This is a genomic window from Priestia sp. P5_B4, assembly GCF_056400385.1.
Genome location: NZ_JBFULJ010001090.1, coordinates 1 through 1,130, shown reverse-complemented (window position 1 = coordinate 1,130; position 1,130 = coordinate 1). Strand labels below are relative to the sequence as shown.

At 35.2% G+C, this 1,130-nt stretch carries 1 protein-coding gene; it reads right to left on the bottom strand.

From position 1 onward, the window contains the following. Positions 1-363 (bottom strand): Alp7A family actin-like protein (locus AC1DRF_RS29035; RefSeq protein WP_477742445.1); only part of this gene is annotated, 363 nt, incomplete at its 3' end. Positions 364-1,130 lie beyond the last annotated feature (767 nt).

Below are 1,130 nucleotides of genomic sequence, written 5' to 3'. Positions count from 1 at the left end.
AATATGAGCTAAATAAGGAATACCTTCAATACTTTGGAACGATTCACGACTATTGGCAGCTTTCAAACCTTCTGGTAGAATAACGACATCAATGGAACCTCCACCGATGTCAACCATGACTGTTTCGCATTCTACATACTCATTCGCATCTTCACGATCTTGAAGAGTTAAGTCTTTTTTCAACGCAAAACGTGCACTTTCTCCCTCTTTTAAGCATGCACTTTCTTCTACTACTACTTTTAACGTATTTTCAAATCCAGGTGTATGCACAGTAAACGAATGGTCGCCTAAGAAGCGATTGGCCATGGCTTTTTGAGCCGCCCCAAATGTGCTCTCTTTCTTAAGRAGCCAGATTGGTAACATAGTAGAAAAATAGTCAATTTCAATTGTRTTGTCTTTTTTRTYYTTCGCATGTAACGCATGGTAATACGCAATSGCAGCTAAAAAGGTGATGTATGGAATATGACTWGTAATTTTATTATGTAATTTATTAATGTGATTRTTRGCWAGYAATTGACTWGCTGCAATGTCACCTACTAAGAAATARCGCTCTTTCTCTTCKCCCTSAATKGTTGTRGAAAGTAAAATGCGCTTCTTAAATTCYTCTGGAGCTGTAACCGCATCTGTRAAAAARGARTCKGCWGCTTCTTTTTGMAGTTCAACTACATTCGTTGGAAAATCAAATAGRTATCCATCCATAATGTTCATATCAACAGAGTTACCRCAATCTTTATTAAAACGTGAAATTTTCATTTCTAAACACCTCATYTTTTAAGTTGAACTTATATTCAACTTATTGTACTYGATATAGGATAAATATTCAATATGTGGGAGCAATTTAGTTATCTACAAAACCTTACATATATCAACAATTATGCAAATTAAGTAGAACTTATATCTACAAACAATATTCAGATTCAATATCTTATGTACCTTACTCTATATTATCAACATAATAAGAGCCTGCATCAAAAATGATGCAGGCTCCCCTCTCTTACAACAAAATAATTCTCATGTTCATTTTCCCTTGTGAGGCCCTTTCGTTACGTATATCGGTTCATAACGAGAGTACCATTTTCCCTTGTGAGGCCCTTTCGTTACGTATATCGGTTCATAACGAGAGTACCATT